Source organism: Streptomyces sp. NPDC048671, assembly GCF_055587045.1.
In genome coordinates this window covers 130,546-148,590 of record NZ_JBVJHB010000003.1, presented here as the reverse complement: position 1 = coordinate 148,590, position 18,045 = coordinate 130,546, and the positions used below count along the sequence as shown (strand labels likewise).

Here is an 18,045-nt window from a genome sequence, read left to right as displayed (position 1 = left end):
ACATGCCCACGATTCTCGGCCAGAACCAGTACGGCAAAGCGGAGAACCGCGTCGTCAGGATCACGCGGGACGGCGACACCCACCACATCAAGGACCTGAACGTCTCCGTCGCCCTCTCCGGCGACATGGGCGACGTCCACTACTCCGGCTCCAACGCGAACGTCCTGCCGACCGACACCACCAAGAACACGGTGTTCGCGTTCGCCAAGGAGTACGGCATCGAGTCCGCCGAGCAGTTCGGCATCCACCTCGCCCGGCACTTCGTGTCGTCGCAGGAGCCGATCCAGACCGCCCGGATCCGCATCGAGGAGTACTCCTGGGAGCGCATCGAGACCTCCGGCGGCAACTCCCGGTTCATCGGCGCCGACGAGGTGAAGCACTCCTTCGTGCGCAAGGGCCAGGAGACCCGCACCACCCAGATCACCTACGACGGTGAGAAGTGGGAGGTCATCTCCGGCCTCAAGGAACTCACGGTGCTGAACTCGACCAACTCCGAGTTCTGGGGCTACGTCAAGGACAAGTACACGACGCTCAAGGAGGCGTACGACCGCGTCCTGGCCACCGATGTGTCCGCCAGGTGGCGGTACAACTGGACCAGCGACGAGGCTCGCATGCCGAACTGGGAGAAGTCCTACGAGCAGGCGCGCAAGCACATGCTCGAAGCCTTCGCGGAGACGTACTCCCTCTCCCTCCAGCAGACCCTGTACCAGATGGGTTCGCGCATCATCAACAGCCGCAGCGAGATCGACGAGATCCGCTTCTCGCTGCCGAACAACCATCACTTCCTGGTGGACCTGGAGCCGTTCGGCCTCAAGAACGACAATGAGGTCTACTTCGCGGCCGACCGTCCGTACGGGCTCATCGAGGCCACCGTGCTGCGGGACGGCATCGAGCCGCGGATCCCGGTGGACATGACCAACCTCTGACGCGGCGCCGTGCCCGTCCTCGTCCGTCCACAGCGGCCGGGGACCGGCCGGGCCGGAGGGGGCGTCGCGGTCCTGCTCAATCTCTTCTTCCACCATCTCGGCACCCACAGCCGCACGGCCGTGGCACTCAAATCCTCCTAGGGTCCTGCCGTGCCCACATCGCTGATGAGAGAAGGAAGCACCATGGCAGCACAGGCAGCGCCCGAGCGCGTGGAACGCATCGTCATCGAGAACTGTTCGATCGCAACCGTCGACGCCCACGACACCGAGTACGCCTCGGGCCATGTCGTCGTCGCGGGCAACCGCATCGAGTCCGTCGGCGCCGGCCGGGCACCGGAGGGCCTGGAGGACGTCGTACGCCGGATCGACGGCACGGGACATCTCGTCACGCCCGGTCTGATCAACACGCACCACCACTTCTACCAGTGGATCACCCGTGGCCTGGCCACCGACCACAACCTCTTCGAGTGGCTGGTCGCGCTGTACCCGACCTGGGCGCGCATCGACGAGCCGATGGTCCGCGCCGCCGCGCAGGGCTCGCTCGCCATGATGGCCCGCGGCGGTGTCACCACCGCCATGGACCACCACTACGTGTACCCGCGGGGCTCCGGCGACCTGTCCGGCGCGATCATCGGCGCCGCCCGTGAGACGGGCGTACGGTTCACCCTCGCCCGCGGCTCCATGGACCGCAGCGAGAAGGACGGCGGACTGCCGCCGGACTTCGCCGTGGAGAGCCTCGACGGCGCCCTGGCCGGCACCGAGGCGGTCATCGACGCGCACCACGACGCCTCCTTCGACGCGATGACCCAGATCGCCGTCGCACCCTGCTCCCCGTTCTCCGTGTCCACCGAACTGATGCGACAGGGTGCCGAGTTGGCCCGCCGACGCGGAGTGCGGCTGCACACCCACGGCTCGGAGACCGTGGAGGAGGAGAAGTTCTGCCACGAGCTGTTCGGCATGGGCCCGACCGACTACTTCGAGTCGACCGGCTGGCTCGGTGACGACGTGTGGATGGCGCACTGCGTCCACATGAACGACTCCGACATCGCCGCCTTCGCCCGCACCGGCACCGGCGTCGCGCACTGCCCGTCCTCCAACGCCCGCCTCGCCGCCGGCATCGCCCGGGTCCCGGACATGCTCGCCGCGGGCGTCCCGGTCGGCCTCGGCGTCGACGGCACCGCGTCCAACGAGTCCGGCGAGCTCCACACCGAACTGCGCAACGCCCTCCTCATCAACCGCCTCGGCCCGCACCGCGAACGCGCCCTGACCGCCCGTCAGGCCCTGCGCCTGGGCACGTACGGCGGCGCCCAGGTCCTCGGCCGGGCCGAGCAGATCGGCTCACTGGAGCCCGGCAAGCTCGCCGACCTGGTCCTGTGGAAGCTGGACACCCTCGCCCACGCCTCCATCGCCGACCCGGTCATCGCCCTGGTCCTCGGCGCCGCGGCCCCGGTCACCCTCTCCCTCGTCAACGGCAAGCCGGTCGTCGAGGGCGACCACCTGATCACCGTGGACGAGGACGCCATCGCCCGTGCCACCCGCGACGAGGCCCGCCGCCTCGCGCAGACCGCCGCCGGGGCCTGACGGTCCCTGTCCGCGAAGTCCCGTCCGGCGCTCCGGGCGTACGACGGGACTTCGCGGACACGACCGACGGCCCGGCGCCCCTGAACCGGCCGGCCGAGGGGGACGGCCCTCGACCGGCCGCCGTGGACCCGAGCGGGGCCCACGGCAACCGGTACGGGAGGCGCGCACCCAGACGTACGCGCCTCCCGTACCGCTGAACCGAGCTGCCGCACCAGCTGCACGACCTGCACCGACGCACCACCTCCCTGATACCCACGTCGCCGCAGACGTGTACCCGACCGGAGGAACCGCCATGGCAGCCACGCCCAGGTTTCGCAATGACGCAGACGCAGCACCCGGCCCCGACGACACGTCGGAGCCGGCCCGGTCCGACGGCACTCATCCGGTCGACGAGACACTTCCCCCACTGAAGATGTTCACCAGCGGCCTCCAGCACGTGGCCGCGATGTACGCGGGTGTGGTGGCCCCGCCCATGATCGTGGGTCCCGCCGTGGGCCTCAGCCCGAAGGAGACCGCCTTCCTGATGGGGGCGAGCCTGTTCACCGCGGGCATAGCCACCCTGCTCCAGACCATCGGCTTCTGGCGCGTCGGCGCCCGGCTGCCGTTCGTCAACGGCGTCTCGTTCGCCGGGGTGACGCCCATGGTGGCGATCGGCAAGGACCGGGGACACGACGGCATCGCCGTCATCTTCGGCGCGATCATCGTCGCGAGCCTCCTCGGCTTCGTCCTCGCCCCCTACTTCTGCAAACTGGTCCGCTTCTTCCCGCCCGTCGTCACCGGCACGGTCATCACCCTGATCGGTGTATCGCTGCTGCCGGTCGCCTTCAACTGGTCCCAGGGCGGCAACGCAACGGCCGGCGACTACGGCTCCACCACCAACATCATCATGGCGGCGGTCACCCTGGTGATCGTCCTCGCGCTGAGGAAACTGCTCCGCGGCTTCCTCCAGCAGATCGCGATCCTGCTCGGACTCATCGCCGGCACACTCATCGCGATCCCGGTCGGCATCACCGACTTCGGCGCCATCAAGGACGCCGACGCGGTCGGCTTCCCCACCCCGTTCCACTTCGGGGCACCGCAGTTCGAGATCGCCGCGATCGTCTCGATGTGCATCGTCATGCTGGTCTGCATGACCGAGTCGACCGCGGACATGCTGGCCCTCGGCAAGATCGTCGACCGGCCGGCCGACGAGCGGACCATCGAGGGAGGCCTGCGCGCCGACACCCTGGGCAGCGCCATCAGCCCGCTGTTCAACGGCTTCATGTGCAGCGCCTTCGCCCAGAACATAGGGCTGGTCGCGATGACCAAGGTCCGCAGCCGCTTCGTCGTCGCCGCGGGCGGCGGCATCCTCATCCTGCTCGGCCTGTTCCCGGTGGCCGCCTCCGTCATCGCGCTGGTACCGCTGCCGGTGCTCGGCGGCGCCGGCATCGTGCTCTTCGGGTCGGTCGCCGCGAGCGGCATCCAGACCCTGGCGAGCGCCGCTCTGGAGAAGGGCGAGAACGCCCTGATAGTGGCCGCCGCCGTCGGCATAGGCCTGATACCGATCGCCGCGCCGGAGTTCTACCACGCGTTCCCCAAGGACATGCTCGTCGTGCTCGACTCCGGGATATCCACCGGCTGCGTCGTGGCGATCGTCCTCAACCTGGCCTTCAACCACCTGGGCCGGCAGCCGGACACCGAGGCTGACGCGGGGGTGGAGGACCAGGAGCCGGTCAACGCCTCCCCGGTGGGCGTGCACTGACGGTTCGTCACAGTGCCGTGGCGCGTACGGCCCCGCCCGTGAGGGGGACCGTACGCGCCACAGCCGTGCCAGGATCCGTCAGCCGATGTGGAAGCTGTCGCCGTACACCTTCCAGTCCAGCGGCGGGTCCAGGTTCAGATTGCCGTTCTTCAGGAAGACCCGCTGGGCGGTGTCCACCCGGCTGGTGTCCGAGTGGGCCTCCTCCTGCTGCATGGCCCAGACCCGCGCGTCCAGGAAGGCGTTGAGGTAGGTGACCTCGTTGCCGCCCTGGGCCGGCGGCTTCGCCTTCGCGAGGGCCCGCTCACGGATGCTGCCGAAGCTCGTGCTGTCGCCGCCGTCGCCGTGCATGACGATGGCGTCGTAGTACGCGAACTGGCCGAGTGTGCCCAGTCCGTCGCTCTTGCCCCGGCTGACCGCCGGGTCGAAGTACACCCGGTCGCGCTCGTCGTTCTGCGCCTGCTGGAACGCCGGATCCTCCGCCGCCGTCTCCCAGGCCCGGGTGAAGCCCGGGTCGAGCCCCTCGTGCGAGTCGGTGCCGTCCACATCGCGCAGGGCCGGCAGATACTCCGCGAGCGGGTTGCCCGGATCCCGCTGCGTGTACAGCTCCACGAGGTCGAGCATGTCGCCGGTGCCGGAGCAGAAGCCGATGATGCCCGCGGTGTAGCCGCGGCCGTCGTCGATGTCCTCGATGTACCGGTACTGGGACTTCCAGTCCAGTGAGGAGTTCTCCGCGCTGGAGACCAGTTGCATGGCGATGTCCTTCTTCGCCGGATCGTCGAGCCCGGTCGTGGCAGCCTCCTGGTGGTGAACGGCCGGCGGTGCGGGGGTGGTGCCGGCGAAAGCGGTGGCGGGAACAGCCGTGAGTGTCAGCCCGAGTGCGACGAGCGCGACACGCAGGGTACGGGTGTTGCGACGTGCGGTGCGCTTGTGGGGAGCGTTCACCAGTCCTCCAAAGGAGTTCGTCGTTCCGATTCGTCTGTTAGGAAGCTTTCCTATCAGAGTCGGACGACTGCCGTACACCCCTGTGACGCAGATGAGTTGGGGGCGTCCCGGGGCCGTGGCACGGAGAGGCCGGCCGGCTACGGACCCTCGATCCGGTAGCTGTCGCCGTACACCTTCCACCGCAGTGGTGTCTCCAGGCCGAGTTTGCCCTCGCGCACGAACACCCGCTGGGCCGTCTCGACCCTGCTGGTGTCGGTGTGCGAGGGCTCCTCGCGCATCGCCGCGACCCTGGCGTCCAGGAACGCGTTGAGATAGGTCACCTCGGCGCCGCCCCGCGAGGGGGCGCGGGCCTTCGCGAGCGCGTGCCGGCGCATCGTACGGAAGCCGACCGTGCCGTCCGCGTCGCCGGAACCGTGCATCACGTAGGCGTCGTAGTAGATGAACTGGCCCAGTGCGCCGAGCCCGTCCGCCTTGGCCTGCCTGACCGCGGGGCCGAAGTACGACGCGTCCCGCTCGGCGTCCTGCGCCGACCGGAACGCCGCGTCGCCGGCCGCCTGCGCCCATGCCCGGGTGAACGGGCGGCCGAGCCCGGTGTGGGCGTCGGTGCCCTCCACCGCCCGCAGCGCCGGCCGGAATCGCTCCAGCGGGTTTCCGGGCCGGGCCTTCGCGTACCGCTCGACGACGCGTCGCATGTCGCCGGTGCCGGAGCAGAAGCCGATGATGCCCGCGGTGTAGCCGCGGCCGTCGTCGATGTCCTCGATGTACTTGTACTGGGACTTCCAGTCCAGCGAGGAGTTCTCCGCGCTGGAGACCAGTTGCATGGCGATGTCCTTCTTCGCCGGATCCTCCAGACCGGCCGCCGCGGACTCCTTGCCGTACGCGGTGTCCGGTCCGGCCGCCGAACATCCGCAGAGCACGGCCGCGGCCATGACGAGGGCGGCGGCCGATGAGATCAGGGAACGTGTGCTGAGCTTCACCGCTCCAGCCTGCCAGGCCGCGGGAGTGATCCTCGCCCATGCACGGGGTTCTTCCTCCGCTGGTCAGGCGGTCGCTCGCCCCCGCGGCCGGGCTGTCAGCCGCCGGGCCGCCAGTCGGGGCGCCGGCCGCTCCGGGCGACCGCGCGGTCCAGCAGCGGCGCGTCGTCCGGCACCGGGACCGGCGGGCCGAACGGTGATCCGGCCGGCGGGCTGTCGCCCAGGGCGGCCAGCAGCGCCAGCGTGGAGTGCAGATGTGCCTCCTCGGCCCGGAACGGCTGCCCGGTCGACCTCGCCAGGTCCCAGCCGTGCAGCACCAGCTCGTTGAGCCCGACCATGCCCGCCACCTCGCCCGGCAGATCCACGCTGCCCGCCCGGCTCATGCCCTGCCAGGCGTCGGGGGAGCGCCAGGCGGCGACCATGGCGTCCAGTGCCCTGGGCAGTGTGCCGCGCCAGTCGTCCTCCAGCACCATCTCCGCCACCGAGGGCGCCGTGTCCGTCGTCGGCCCCAGCTCCTTGCGCGCGGCATCGCGGAAGGCCACGGCGAGCCCGCCGATGTGGGCGAGCAGGGCGCTCACCGTGACACCGGGACACGGGGTCGGCGCGGCCAGCCAGGTGTCATCGACCGCGTCGAGCAGCCCGGTGATCTGCCGGGCCGCGGGTTCCAGATCCTGCGGGGGAGCGGTCTTCGTCTCGTTGTCCGTCTTCGTGTTCTCGTCCATACAGTGCAGACTCCCCGCGCGCCCCGGACTCATCGCCCGGCGCCGCGCCGGTGCCCGGACTCCCGGTCCGGGTCCGCGGTCCGGGCGCGGTGCACACCGGCACATTGCGGAACGTTCCGCTCCGTCCTCTTGTCGGCGACCCCCACACCGTGCGATACAGGTCTGGACCATTGCTGCCGGACGGAAGGCAAGACCGTGCAACGCCCCCACGCACCCGCCGCGTTGGCCTGCTCAGCCGCCCTGCTCATCGCCGCGCTCACCGCCTGCGGCGGCTCCGGCGCCGAGGCCGACACCAGCAGCCCCACGGTGCCGCACGGGGTGACCGTGCAGGCCAGCAGTGCCACCTCCGCGCATGTGATGTGGGAGGCGGCCACCGACGACAAGGCCGTCACCGCGTACGAGATCTACCGCAAGGGCAAGAAGGTCAAGACCGTCCCGGCGGCCAGGGTGATGATCGACATCGACGGGCTGACCGCCTCGACCGCCTACACCTTCACCGTCCGCGCCCGCGACGCGGCCGGGAACCTCTCCGCGCCGAGCGCCGCCGCGTCCGTCACCACGCCGGCCCCGACCCCCGCCGACCATGAGGCCCCGACCCGGCCGGTGAAGCTGCGCGGCAAGGCCGACGGCAGCCGGGCGGCCACGCTGTCCTGGGGCGGCTCCACGGACGACGTCGGCGTCACCTCGTACGACATCTACCAGGAGGGCTCGCGCATCCACAGCGTGCCCGGCACGCAGACCACCGCGCGGCTGACGGGGCTACGGCCCGGCACGGTCTACACCTTCACCGTCCGCGCCCGCGACGCGGCCGACACCTCGTCGAAGGACAGCAACGCCTTCGACCTCACCACCGCGTCCGCCCCCGGCGCGCCCGCCGCCACCGCACCCACCGACCTGCGGATCACCAGCACCGCCCAGGGCAAGGAGTACGCCGTCGACCTGGACTGGGAGCAGCCCGTGACCGGCGGCGAGATCCCGGCCTACCAGCTCTACCTGGACGGCCGGCTGACCACCACGATCGTCTGGGGAGGCAAACCGCCCACGGGCCGGGCGAGCTACCGGCTCACCGTCAGCGACCCGCGCGGCACCCGCTACACGATGAAGATCCGCGCCAAGCTCCCGGACGGCAAGTGGGGGGACTTCTCCGCCGCGCGGACGGTGGTGCTCGACGGCTGACCGGCCCTCAGGCGTGCGGGGGGCCGCCCCCTATGATCCATTTGATCCCGGAACCTCATTGACGGACTCCACGAGGAACAGGGGATGGGCGATGGATCTCGGCTCCCGCGTCGACACGGCGACGAGAGCCTGTGGCTCTCACCGCTCTTCGAACCCACCCCCGTGGAGGGCGGGCTGTGCGCCCGGGCATCGCGGACGACGAGTCGAACCTGATCGTGCACCTCGGCGTGCTGAGGGCGTACGGGGGCAGGCCGCCGACCGGCCCCAGAATCGTCCTGGAGGGCCAGGAGGAGTACGGCAGCGCCTTCGACGACTACCCGCCCACCGACCCCGCCCGCTTCGCCTGCGATGCGATGGTCATCGCGGACATGGGAACCATCCGCCCCGGCGGCCCCACCCTCACCACGGGCCTGCGCGGCGCCGCGGAGGTCGTGGCCGAGGTGCGGACCCTGGACGAGGAACAGCGGATCAGCGCGACGGTCGTGCAGGGCGCCGCCGACTTCATCTCGCCCGCGCTGGCCGTGCTGATCTGCGGGTTCGTTGCGCTGGGTGCGGTGTGGACGTGACCGCGGGGCCGGTGTGCGGACGGCCGGCGAACCGTAAGTGGTCTGTACCTATTGACGAGTTGGTTTAGACCAATTAGTTTCCCCTGTGCTCCATGGAACGAAGGACACCCGCTCCCCCCAAGGACCCCCTCACGGGTCCCCGCCACAAGGGAGAACCATGTTCGAGCACATGCCACTCAGACGGAGATCGGTGACCGCGCTGGTCGCCGCCCTCGGACTCCTACTCGCCATGCTGTCCCTCCAGGCCACCCCCGCACACGCGGCGGGCAAGCTGACGGCCACCTTCACCTCGGCCGACAACGGCTCCTGGTGGATGGGGACATACATCCTGCACAACGACACCGACACGGCCGTCACCGGCTGGAGCCTCGAATTCGACCTGCCGGCCGGGGTCGCGATCGACACCTCCTACAACGGCACCGTCACCACCCAGGGCAGCCACATCACCGCGGTCAACGCCCACTACAACGGCACGGTCGCCGCACACAGCACCACCGAGCCGTACAGCTTCTGGTTCGTCGCCACCGGGCCGATCACCGCGCCCACCGGCTGCCGGATCAACGGCGACAAGTGCGACGGCTCCGCGGACGCCCCGCCGGGTGCGCCCGGCGCGTTGAAGCAGACCGATGTCACCGCCCGCACCGCCTCGCTGTCCTGGACGGCCGCCACGGCGGGCGACTTCCCCGTGGCCTCGTACGACATCCTGGCGGGCGGCGAGGTGGTGGGTTCGGCCACCGCGACGACCTCCGCCACGGTCACCGGTCTGACGCCCGCCACCGCCTACTCCTTCACCGTCCGGGCCAAGGACACCCGGGGCAACACCTCCGCCGAGAGCGCCCCGCTGGCCGTCACCACCGTCGACCCGGCCACCGACACCTCCCCGCCGACGGCCCCCGGCACACTCCACTCCACCGCGACGGACTCCTCGTCCGTCACCCTTGCCTGGACCGCGTCCACGGACAATCAGCGGGTCGCCGCGTACGACATCTACCGGGGCACCACCCTGGCCACCACGGTCTCCGGCACCACGACCACCGCGACCATCGGCGGGCTGTCCCCCTCGACCTCGTACACCTTCACGGTCAAGGCCCGCGACCCGGCGGACAACTCCTCGCCGGCCAGTAACACCCTCACGGTGAAGACCGACGACATCGTCGGCGCCGGCAACTACGCGAAGGTCGGCTACTTCGTCCAGTGGGGCATCTACGGCCGCCAGTACTTCGTGAAGAACCTCCAGGACTCCGGGGCCGCCGACAAGCTCGACGTCGTCAACTACGCCTTCGCCAACATCGATCCCAACAACCTCACCTGCCTGAACGGCGTCACCAAGGGCACCACCGCCGACCCCGAGGACCCCGAGCAGGGCACCGGCGCCGGTGACGCCGACGCCGACTACACCCGCCCGTTCAGCGCCGCCCAGTCTGTGGACGGTGTCGCGGACGACGGCTGGGGCAAACTGCGCGGAAACTTCAACCAGTTGAAGAAACTGAAGAAGCTCCACCCGGACCTGAAGATCGTGGTCTCGCTCGGCGGCTGGACGTACTCGAAGTACTTCTCCGACGTGGCGGCCAACGACGCGGCCCGCAAGAAGTTCGTCTCCTCCTGCATCGACATGTACATCAAGGGCAACCTGCCCGAGTACGGCGGCGCCGGCGGACCCGGCACCGCGGCCGGCATCTTCGACGGCTTCGACATCGACTGGGAGTGGCCGGGCACCGGCACCGGGCACCCCGGCAACCACTACTCGCCCGACGACAAGGACAACCTCACCCTGCTGCTCGCCGAGTTCCGCAAGCAGCTGGACGCGCTCGGCGGCGGCCACCGCCTCCTCACCGCCTTCACCCCCGCCGACCCGCAGAAGATCGGTGACGGCTGGGACCTGGGCAAGGTCTTCGACTCCCTCGACGTGGCCAACGTCCAGGGCTACGACTTCCACGGCTCGGGCAGCGACGACTCCTGGGAACCGAACCGCACCGGCCACCAGGCCAACCTCTACACCGACGACCAGGACCCGTACGACTTCCACTTCAGCGCGGACGCCGCGATCAAGGCGTACACGGACGCGGGCGTCGAACCCCGCAAGCTGACCCTGGGCATCCCGTTCTACGGCCGGGGCTGGCAGAACGTCACCGACGGCGGTGCGGCGGGCGAATGGCAGTCCGCGGGCGGGGCCGCTCCGGGCCAGTTCGCCGAGGAGGCCGGCACCCGCGGATACGCCAACCTCATCGGCGCCTACCCGACGATGACGGTCCATCACGACGAGCAGTCCGTGTCCACGTACGGCTACACCGGGAACCAGTGGTGGTCCTTCGACGACACCTGGTCCATCGGCAAGAAGACGGCCTATGTGAAGGACAAGGGGCTGCTGGGCGTCATGGTCTGGGAGATGTCGGGTGACACCCCGCAGGGGACGCTGCTGGGCGCGCTCGATACCGGGCTGAAGTAGGGCCCGCCAGGACAGGGCTTCGCCCCCGGTGCCGTGCGGCACCGGGGGCGAAGAGGCGCACTGGAGCCGTCAGCGCAGCTGCTCGTACGCGGGCAGCGTCAGGAAGTCCGCGTAGTCCTGGTCCAGGGAGACCTGGAGCAGCAGGTCGTGGGCCTGCTGCCACTTGCCGGCCGCGAAGGCCTCGTCGCCGGTCTCGGCGCGGATCGCGGCCAGTTCCTCGGCCGCGATCTTGCGGGCCAGCTCCGCCGTGGCGTGCTCGCCGTTCTCGAAGACCACGTCCGCGTTGATCCACTGCCAGATCTGCGAGCGCGAGATCTCGGCGGTGGCCGCGTCCTCCATCAGGTTGAAGATGGCGACCGCGCCCATGCCGCGCAGCCAGGCCTCGATGTAGCGGATACCGACCGCGACGGCGTTGCGCAGGCCGTCGTGGGTGGGCTTGGCGTGCAGGGTGTCGATGGCGATCAGATCGCCGGCGGCCACCGAGACGTCCTCGCGCAGGCGCTCCTTCTGGTTCGGCTTCTCGCCGAGGACCGCGTCGAAGGAGGCCATGGCGATCGGGACCAGGTCGGGGTGGGCGACCCAGGAGCCGTCGAAGCCGTCGTGCGCCTCGCGGTCCTTGTCGGCCTTGACCTTCTCGAAGGCGACCTTGTTGACCTCGGCGTCGCGGCGGGACGGGATGAAGGCCGCCATGCCGCCGATCGCGTGGGCGCCGCGCTTGTGGCAGGTGCGGACGAGGAGTTCGGTGTACGCCCGCATGAACGGGGCGGTCATCGTCACCGCGTTGCGGTCCGGCAGGACGAACTTGGGGCCGCCGTCACGGAAGTTCTTGATGATGGAGAAGAGGTAGTCCCAGCGGCCCGCGTTCAGCCCGGAGGCGTGGTCGCGCAGCTCGTACAGGATCTCCTCCATCTCGTACGCGGCGGTGATCGTCTCGATCAGCACCGTCGCGCGGACGGTGCCCTGCGGGATGCCGGTGTAGTCCTGGGCGAAGACGAAGATGTCGTTCCAGAGGCGGGCCTCCAGGTGCGACTCCGTCTTCGGCAGGTAGAAGTACGGGCCCTTGCCGAGGCCGATGAGGCGCTGCGCGTTGTGGAAGAAGTAGAGGCCGAAGTCGACCAGCGCGCCGGGCACCGGGGTGCCGTCGAGCTGGAGGTGGCGCTCGTCCAGGTGCCAGCCGCGGGGGCGGGTGACGACGGTGGCGAGTTCGTCGGCGGGCTTCAGGGCGTACGACTTGCCGGACTTCGGGTCCGTGAAGTCGATCGCGCGGTTGTAGGCGTCGAGCAGGTTGACCTGGCCGAGGATGACGTTCTCCCACGTGGGCGCGGACGCGTCCTCGAAGTCGGCGAGCCAGACCCTGGCGCCCGAGTTCAGGGCGTTGATGGTCATCTTGCGGTCGGTGGGACCGGTGATCTCCACCCGGCGGTCGTTGAGCGCGGCGGGGGCCGGGGCGACCTTCCAGGAGTCGTCCGCGCGGATCGCCGCGGTCTCCGGCAGGAAGTCCAGCGTGGAGGTGCGGGCGATCTCGGCACGGCGCTCGCCGCGGCGGGCGAGCAGCTCGTCACGGCGCGGGGTGAACCGGCGGTGCAGCTCGGCCACGAACGCGAGAGCCGCGGGGGTGAGGACCTCGTCCTGCCGGGGCAGGGGCTCGGCATCGACGATGGCCAGCGAGGACGGCGCTGGTGCGGACATGAGCTGTCACTCCTTCAGCGGGCGGTGCGGACGGCGTCTCACGGCCGCCGGGTCGCCTGAAATGGCACGGCGTGCCATGGCTCCGGGGTCTGGCCGTGGCCGCCGTCTGAGGTGCAGAGGGCTTCTGACCAGTGGATAGTAGTTTCCTCATGGTGGAAGTTCAATGGTTTGTTGATGTCGAGATTCTCAGGGTCGACAGAAATGGGCCCCTGCTGGCGCAGCGTGCCAGTGTGTTCACTCAAGGTGGGACAGATCCTCCGCCGTGTCGATGTCGTACGCCTGAGCCACATCGGAACACTCGACGAGCGTGATCGCATCGCGGTGCGCCCGCAGATAGGCGCGCGCCCCCTGGTCGCCCACCGCGCCCGCCGCGATGTCCGCCCACAGACCGGCCCCGAACAGCACCGGATGGCCGCGTTCCCCCGCGTACGAGGCCGCCGCGAGGCTCGTCCGGGAGCGGTACGCCGACCGGACCCGCGCCACCGCCTCCGCGCCGATGCCGGGCTGGTCGACCAGCAGGACGACCACCGCGTCCGCCCCCGTGCCGGCGAGGGCGCCGAGGCCCGCGCGCAGCGAGGAGCCCATGCCCCCGGTCCACTCCGGGTTGACGGTCACGGTGCAGCCGGGCAGCTCCGCCCTGGCCCGCACCTCGTCGGCCGCCGCGCCGAGCACCACATGGACCGGGCCGCAGCCGCCGTCCCGCAGGGCGCGCACCGCGTGGTCGGCGAGGAGGCGGCCGCGGTGTTCGAGGAGTGCCTTGGGGCGGCCGCCCAGCCGGCGTCCTCCGCCCGCGGCGAGGAGCAGCCCGGCGACGACCGGGGCGGCGGACGGGGAAGAGGGGAGCGGAGTGCTTGTCATGCGGACTGGATACCTCAGACGGGCGGCTCCCGCACAGGCGGACCGTTTCTGCAACCGGCTGTGATCACCCGGGACACACCGAGTTCCGTCCGTGGAGTGGCGCCCGGCACCTGTCATGGCGTTAACTTGCCCGCACCCCCGGACACTTGACCACGGTTCGGGACTCGGTAGAAACACCGGCACAAGGATGTGCGAGGGGGAGTGCTTTGTTGAAAAGCGTGGGGCAGGCTCGGGTGACCAGCAGCAATGAGGACCCGAGGGTGACGGAATTGCGTACGGCCGTCTCCCGGCTCCGGAGGGAGCTGGCCGGACATCCCGCGGAGTTCCCGGACCGGGCGATCGCCGAGGACGAGCTGGCGGCACTGGACGCGATGGCGGTCGGCGGCGTGCCCGAGATTCCGCGGCTCCGCCGGTCGCTGCTGCTGATCGCGGGGGCGATCGGCTCGGTCAGCGCACTGGCGTCGGCGCTCAGGGACGTACGGGTCGCCGTGGACCTCTTCGGGGAACCGCCGCGCCGCTGAACCCGAGCGGCCGGCCGCCGGCTCGCGCGCCCGGGGAGGGCCGCGGTTCAGCGGCGGATGAGCCTTCGGGCCGTCGCCGCCGCGACCGCGGCCGTACGCGAGTCGACGCCCAGCTTGGCGTAGATGTGCACCAGATGGGACTTCACCGTCGCCTGGCTCAGGAACAGCTTCTTGCTGATCTGCAGGTTGGACAGGCCCTCGCCCACCAGTTGGAGAACCTCCAGCTCGCGCTTGGTGAGGGCCTCCGCCGGGGTCCTCATCCGGTCCATCAGCCGGTGCGCGACGGCCGGCGCGAGAGCGGACCGGCCGGCCGCCGCCGTACGGACCGCGGCGGCCAGTTCCTCGGGCGGGGCGTCCTTCAGCAGATAGCCGGCGGCGCCCGCCTCGACCGCGGCGAGGATGTCGGCGTCCGTGTCGTACGTGGTGAGGATCAGCACCCGTGGCGCGTCCGGCACCGCGGTGATCGCGGCGGTGGCCTCGGAGCCGTGCAGACCCGCACCGAACTGCAGGTCCATCAGGACGACGTCGAACTCGCCGGTCGCGGCCAGCGCGACGGCCTGCTCGGCGGTGGCGGCCTCGGCGGCGACATGAAAGTCCGGCTCGGTGTCCAGGACGGCCCGAAGCCCGGCCCGGACCACCGGGTGGTCGTCGGCCAGCAGCAGCCTGATCGGTGTGGTCATGCGGAGTCCTGTCCGTTCGGGCCGGCGGGGAGCGGAAGGGTGAGGGCGACGGCCGTGCCCTGGCCGGGCGCCGACTCGACGCTCAGCGTGCCGCCCAGGGAGCGGGCCCGGGACCGCATGGCGGGCAGCCCGAAGCCACCGGTGCCGCTGCCGCCGGCCGGGACGGTGTCCGGTGCGAATCCGTGACCGTCGTCGACGACGTCCAGCGACACCGAGGTGTCCATGAAGCTCAGTGTGATCTCGGCCCGCCGCGCCTCGGCGTGCCGCACGGTGTTGGCCAGCGCCGACTGCGCGGTACGCAGCAGCGCCACCTCGTACGGAGTGGGCAGCTCGACCGGGGTGCCGCTGACGGCGAACTGCACCGTGAGAGCGGAGTCCGTGGTGCGGGCCGAGAGCCGTTCCAGGGCGGCGGCGAGGGAGCCGTTCTCCAGATCGGGCGGAGTCAGGGCGCGGACGAAGCGGCGGGCCTCGGCGAGATTGTCCTGGGCGGCCTCGCGGGCCTGGCGGACATGGGGGGCGGCGGGCGCGTCCGGCTCCAGGGTGCGTTCGGCGGCGCGCAGCAGCAGCTGAATGCTGGAGAGGCCCTGCGCGAGCGTGTCGTGGATCTCCCGTGCCAGCCGTTCGCGTTCGGCGAGCGTACCGGCGGTGCGTTCGGCCGCCGCCAGCTCCGCCCGGGTCGAGACGAGCTCCTCGATGAGTTCGCGGCGCCGCTCGCTCTCCCGGAACAGCGCGTCGTACCCGAGCACCGTGGCGACGGCCACCGCCGCGCCGAGCAGCGGGCCGATGAAGGTGCCGGGCGAGACCGTCTGCCCGTGCACCAGGAAACTGGTGATGGCGGCGGCGGCGGTGACCACGACCGCGGGCAGGCCCCAGCGCATCGGCAGCAGATGCAGCTGGAGGAAGTACAGCGGGAAGGCCACCCACAGCCCGTCCGGCGAGAGGGCCAGCAGCACCAGCCAGAGCGCCCCGAGCACGGCGAGCCAGCACGCCCCCGCCCGGGTCCCCGGCTGTACGACAGGGGCGAGCGCACCCGCCGCGTACACCGCGGCCAGCACGCAGGACACCACGACGACGGCGGTGGCGTGCGGATCGCCGTCGCTCACGGCCTTGACGGCCGCCAGCGCCAGCAGTCCCAGCAGCAGGGCGTGCAGACACAGCCGCAGCGCGGCGGCGACCGGGGGGTGGACACGTTCTTCCATGATTCGTCCAGCGTAGGCGCGGGGTGCCCGGGGCCGGTCAATCAAAAGGTTGATGTCGGGCCCAGCCGGCGGGCGATGTTTCCCCGGCCGCGCGGACCGAAGCTGGAGTCATGTTCGTTGCATGGAGAGATCTTCGGTTCGCCAAGGGCCGGTTCGCGCTCATGGGCACGGTCGTGGTGCTGATCACGCTGCTCGTGGGTCTGCTGTCCGGTCTCACGGCCGGACTGGCCCGGGAGAACACCTCGGCCGTCACGGGGCTGAGCGCCGACCACCTGGCGTTCGCCGCCCCGCCCGACGGCCAGTCGGTGTCCTTCACCAATTCCACCGTCAAGGAGACCGCCTGGCAGAGCTGGGCGCGGCAGCCCGGTGTCGAGAAGGCCCAGCCGCTCGGCATCCGCACGCTCAACGCCGCCGCGGTGGCGGGGGAGCGGACGGCGGCCGTCTCGGCGTTCGGCGTCGAGCCGGACGGCGGCCTCGCCCCCTCCGGCACTCCGGTGGGACCCGGAAAGGTCGTGCTCTCCGCGCAGGCCGCCGATGACCTCTCCGCCAGGACCGGTGACCGGCTGCGCCTCGGCGGCGACGAGGTCACCGTCGCCTCGGTCGCCGGCGACGCCTCGTACAGCCACACGCCGGTCGTGTGGACCGCGCTGGCCGACTGGCAGCGGCTCGGGGCCGACGGCGCGGGCGGCGCGGCCAACGCCACCGTGGTCGCCCTGACCACCACCGACGGCGCCGATCTGGCGGCGGGCGACCGCGCGGCCGGCACCAGCACGCTCACCCTGGACGGCTCCCTCACCGCCATCGGCTCCTACCAGGCCGAGAACGGCTCGCTCCAGCTGATGCGCGGCTTCCTCTTCGCCATCTCCGCCCTGGTCATCGGCGCCTTCTTCACCGTCTGGACGATCCAGCGCAGCGGCGATGTCGCCGTCCTCAAGGCGCTCGGCGCCTCCACCCCCTATCTGCTCCGGGACGCACTCGGCCAGGCCGTGGTGATGCTCGCCATCGGTACGGGGATCGGCACCGCCCTCGCCTCCGGCATCGGCGCCCTGGTCAGCGGCGGGGCCGTGCCCTTCGTTCTGGAGGCGTCGACCGTCCTCTTCCCGGCCGCCGTCATGATCGTCCTCGGCGCAGTCGGGGCGGCCCTGTCCATCCGGCGGATCACCGCCGTAGACCCGCTCACCGCACTCGGGAGTGCCCGATGACCCTCACGCTCACCGACGTCACGCTCACCTACCCCGACGGCGACGGGCGGCTCACCGCCCTGGACCGGGTCGGACTCGATGTGCCCGCGGGCACCCTCACCGCGGTCGTCGGCCCCTCGGGCTCGGGCAAGTCGAGCCTGCTGGCCGTGGCCGCCACCCTGGTCACCCCGGACGAGGGCGCCGTCGTCGTCGCCGGGACGGACACCGCGGGGCTCAGCCGCGCCGACAAGGCGGCGCTGCGCCGCGAACGGATCGGCATCGTCTTCCAGCAGCCCAACCTGCTGCCCTCGCTGACCGCGGCCGAGCAGCTCCAGGTCATGGCGCACCTGTCGGGCGCCCCCGCCCGGACCGCCCGGACCCGGGCGCTGGAACTGCTCGACGCGGTCGGTCTCGCCGACAAGGCCGACCGCAGGCCGCACCAGCTCTCGGGCGGCCAGCGCCAGCGGATCAACATCGCGCGGGCCCTGATGAACGACCCGGCGGTGCTTCTCGTCGACGAACCGACCAGCGCACTGGACCACGAACGGGGCGCGGCCGTGCTGGATCTGCTCGTCACGCTGACCCGGGAGCGGTCCACGGCGACCGTCATGGTCACCCACGACAGGAACCATCTGGACCGGATGGACATGACGGTCACGATGCAGGACGGCCGGCTGACCGCCCCGGCACTCACCTAGGCCGGCGGTGCGCCGCCACGACGGAGGGGTGGGGGGGGGGGGGGGGCGGCCCCCCCCCCCCCCCCCCGGGGGGGGGCCGCCGCGCCGCCCGGCCCGCCCCCACCTGGCCCCCCCCCCCCGCGGGCCGATGGGGGCCGCCGCGGGG

Annotated in this window: 16 protein-coding genes; 9 read left to right on the top strand and 7 right to left on the bottom strand. The window is 71.1% G+C overall.

What is annotated here, in order from left to right:
* Positions 1-2 precede the first annotated feature (2 nt).
* The 3 genes from pucL to ACZ6S6_RS07595 all read left to right on the top strand — a co-directional run bounded on the left by pucL (position 3) and on the right by ACZ6S6_RS07595 (position 4,248).
* On the top strand, positions 3-926 hold the full coding sequence (gene pucL / locus ACZ6S6_RS07605) for a factor-independent urate hydroxylase (protein ID WP_362966988.1): 924 nt from the start codon (positions 3-5) through the stop codon (positions 924-926).
* Positions 927-1,109: 183 nt separating this feature from the next.
* A complete protein-coding gene (locus ACZ6S6_RS07600; protein ID WP_469704330.1) occupies positions 1,110-2,507 on the top strand; it encodes an 8-oxoguanine deaminase in 1,398 nt (465 codons plus the stop codon).
* A gap of 292 nt (positions 2,508-2,799) precedes the next feature.
* A complete protein-coding gene (locus ACZ6S6_RS07595) occupies positions 2,800-4,248 on the top strand; it encodes a nucleobase:cation symporter-2 family protein (protein WP_469704329.1) in 1,449 nt (482 codons plus the stop codon).
* Positions 4,249-4,326: 78 nt separating this feature from the next.
* On the opposite strand, the gene ACZ6S6_RS07590 is transcribed toward ACZ6S6_RS07595, so the two are convergent.
* The 3 genes from ACZ6S6_RS07590 to ACZ6S6_RS07580 all read right to left on the bottom strand — a co-directional run bounded on the left by ACZ6S6_RS07590 (position 4,327) and on the right by ACZ6S6_RS07580 (position 6,886).
* The gene (locus ACZ6S6_RS07590) at positions 4,327-5,190 is read right to left on the bottom strand and encodes a chitosanase (RefSeq protein WP_362966982.1); all 864 of its coding nucleotides are present in this window, start codon (positions 5,188-5,190) and stop codon (positions 4,327-4,329) included.
* Between the two features lie 137 nt (positions 5,191-5,327).
* Positions 5,328-6,119, bottom strand: a complete 792-nt coding sequence (locus ACZ6S6_RS07585) for a chitosanase (RefSeq protein WP_469704506.1) — start codon at positions 6,117-6,119, stop codon at positions 5,328-5,330.
* Positions 6,120-6,262: 143 nt separating this feature from the next.
* Positions 6,263-6,886: a TIGR03086 family metal-binding protein gene (locus ACZ6S6_RS07580; RefSeq protein WP_362966978.1), complete on the bottom strand. Its 624-nt coding sequence runs from the start codon at positions 6,884-6,886 to the stop codon at positions 6,263-6,265.
* A 195-nt stretch (positions 6,887-7,081) separates the two neighbouring features.
* Between ACZ6S6_RS07580 and ACZ6S6_RS07575 the strand changes: the two genes are divergently transcribed.
* The 3 genes from ACZ6S6_RS07575 to ACZ6S6_RS07565 all read left to right on the top strand — a co-directional run bounded on the left by ACZ6S6_RS07575 (position 7,082) and on the right by ACZ6S6_RS07565 (position 11,074).
* The gene (locus ACZ6S6_RS07575; protein ID WP_469704328.1) at positions 7,082-8,062 is read left to right on the top strand and encodes a fibronectin type III domain-containing protein; all 981 of its coding nucleotides are present in this window, start codon (positions 7,082-7,084) and stop codon (positions 8,060-8,062) included.
* A gap of 176 nt (positions 8,063-8,238) precedes the next feature.
* Positions 8,239-8,628 carry a hypothetical protein gene (locus ACZ6S6_RS07570; protein ID WP_469704327.1) on the top strand — a complete coding sequence of 130 codons (390 nt, stop codon included), beginning with the start codon at positions 8,239-8,241 and terminating at the stop codon, positions 8,626-8,628.
* A 157-nt stretch (positions 8,629-8,785) separates the two neighbouring features.
* The gene (locus ACZ6S6_RS07565; RefSeq protein WP_469704326.1) at positions 8,786-11,074 is read left to right on the top strand and encodes a glycosyl hydrolase family 18 protein; all 2,289 of its coding nucleotides are present in this window, start codon (positions 8,786-8,788) and stop codon (positions 11,072-11,074) included.
* 69 nt (positions 11,075-11,143) lie between these two features.
* On the opposite strand, the gene aceB is transcribed toward ACZ6S6_RS07565, so the two are convergent.
* Together aceB and ACZ6S6_RS07555 are read right to left on the bottom strand one after the other, a co-directional pair.
* Positions 11,144-12,763, bottom strand: a complete 1,620-nt coding sequence (gene aceB / locus ACZ6S6_RS07560) for a malate synthase A (RefSeq protein ID WP_469704325.1) — start codon at positions 12,761-12,763, stop codon at positions 11,144-11,146.
* A gap of 234 nt (positions 12,764-12,997) precedes the next feature.
* Positions 12,998-13,621, bottom strand: coding sequence for a nucleotidyltransferase family protein (locus tag ACZ6S6_RS07555; RefSeq protein WP_362966970.1), 624 nt, complete (start codon positions 13,619-13,621; stop codon positions 12,998-13,000).
* Positions 13,622-13,839: 218 nt separating this feature from the next.
* Between ACZ6S6_RS07555 and ACZ6S6_RS07550 the strand changes: the two genes are divergently transcribed.
* The gene (locus tag ACZ6S6_RS07550; protein ID WP_362966968.1) at positions 13,840-14,142 is read left to right on the top strand and encodes a DUF5955 family protein; all 303 of its coding nucleotides are present in this window, start codon (positions 13,840-13,842) and stop codon (positions 14,140-14,142) included.
* A gap of 47 nt (positions 14,143-14,189) precedes the next feature.
* Here ACZ6S6_RS07550 and ACZ6S6_RS07545 read toward each other — a convergent pair whose 3' ends face one another.
* Entirely contained in the window at positions 14,190-14,822 is a 633-nt protein-coding gene (locus ACZ6S6_RS07545; RefSeq protein ID WP_362966966.1) for a response regulator transcription factor, read from the bottom strand.
* Positions 14,819-16,021 (bottom strand): sensor histidine kinase, encoded by a 1,203-nt coding sequence (locus tag ACZ6S6_RS07540; protein WP_469704324.1) that lies wholly within the window; start codon positions 16,019-16,021, stop codon positions 14,819-14,821. Before ACZ6S6_RS07540 ends, ACZ6S6_RS07545 begins: the two co-directional genes overlap by 4 nt.
* Before the next feature lie 110 nt (positions 16,022-16,131).
* On the opposite strand from ACZ6S6_RS07540, the gene ACZ6S6_RS07535 reads away from it, so the two are divergent.
* A complete protein-coding gene (locus ACZ6S6_RS07535; protein ID WP_469704323.1) occupies positions 16,132-17,223 on the top strand; it encodes an ABC transporter permease in 1,092 nt (363 codons plus the stop codon).
* A complete protein-coding gene (locus ACZ6S6_RS07530) occupies positions 17,220-17,900 on the top strand; it encodes an ABC transporter ATP-binding protein (RefSeq protein WP_469704322.1) in 681 nt (226 codons plus the stop codon). The genes ACZ6S6_RS07535 and ACZ6S6_RS07530 overlap by 4 nt, the downstream gene beginning before the upstream one ends.
* Positions 17,901-18,045: the final 145 nt, after the last annotated feature.

Coding starts and splice junctions, on each gene's coding strand:
- ACZ6S6_RS07565 (WP_469704326.1), top strand. CDS start 8,786: ATGTTCGAGCACATGCCACTCAGACGGAGATCGGTGACCGCGCTGGTC.
- ACZ6S6_RS07530 (WP_469704322.1), top strand. CDS start 17,220: ATGACCCTCACGCTCACCGACGTCACGCTCACCTACCCCGACGGCGAC.
- ACZ6S6_RS07580 (WP_362966978.1), bottom strand. CDS start 6,886: ATGGACGAGAACACGAAGACGGACAACGAGACGAAGACCGCTCCCCCG.
- pucL (WP_362966988.1), top strand. CDS start 3: ATGCCCACGATTCTCGGCCAGAACCAGTACGGCAAAGCGGAGAACCGC.
- ACZ6S6_RS07595 (WP_469704329.1), top strand. CDS start 2,800: ATGGCAGCCACGCCCAGGTTTCGCAATGACGCAGACGCAGCACCCGGC.
- ACZ6S6_RS07545 (WP_362966966.1), bottom strand. CDS start 14,822: ATGACCACACCGATCAGGCTGCTGCTGGCCGACGACCACCCGGTGGTC.
- ACZ6S6_RS07600 (WP_469704330.1), top strand. CDS start 1,110: ATGGCAGCACAGGCAGCGCCCGAGCGCGTGGAACGCATCGTCATCGAG.
- ACZ6S6_RS07535 (WP_469704323.1), top strand. CDS start 16,132: ATGTTCGTTGCATGGAGAGATCTTCGGTTCGCCAAGGGCCGGTTCGCG.
- aceB (WP_469704325.1), bottom strand. CDS start 12,763: ATGTCCGCACCAGCGCCGTCCTCGCTGGCCATCGTCGATGCCGAGCCC.
- ACZ6S6_RS07585 (WP_469704506.1), bottom strand. CDS start 6,119: ATGGCCGCGGCCGTGCTCTGCGGATGTTCGGCGGCCGGACCGGACACC.
- ACZ6S6_RS07540 (WP_469704324.1), bottom strand. CDS start 16,021: ATGGAAGAACGTGTCCACCCCCCGGTCGCCGCCGCGCTGCGGCTGTGT.
- ACZ6S6_RS07555 (WP_362966970.1), bottom strand. CDS start 13,621: ATGACAAGCACTCCGCTCCCCTCTTCCCCGTCCGCCGCCCCGGTCGTC.